This is a genomic window from Streptococcus sp. HMSC076C08 (assembly GCF_001810825.1).
Taxonomy (GTDB): domain Bacteria; phylum Bacillota; class Bacilli; order Lactobacillales; family Streptococcaceae; genus Streptococcus.
This window is the reverse complement of sequence record NZ_KV802706.1, coordinates 1-217: the sequence shown is the minus strand read 5'-3', so window position 1 is coordinate 217 and position 217 is coordinate 1. Positions and strand designations below refer to the sequence as shown.

The 217-nt window shown below is 49.3% G+C and carries 1 protein-coding gene; it reads left to right on the top strand.

The window, feature by feature from the left end; all coding sequences use genetic code 11:
- Positions 1–217: hypothetical protein (locus HMPREF2766_RS09760; protein WP_186821417.1), on the top strand; the 217-nt coding region annotated here is incomplete at both ends.

The window sequence follows — 217 nt, the reverse complement described above, 5'->3', positions numbered from 1 at the left end:
TGTAAGTTCAAGCCAATCCGCTTCAGTAAGCGTTAGTCAGTCAGCGTCTGTAAGCTCAAGTCAATCCGCTTCAGCGAGCTCGAGTCAATCCGCTTCATTGAGTGCCAGTCAATCAGCCTCAGTCAGCTCAAGCGAATCTGCTTCAGTAAGTTCGAGCCAATCAGTATCAGCGAGCGCAAGTGAATCTGCTTCAGTAAGTGCTAGTCAGTCAGCGTCT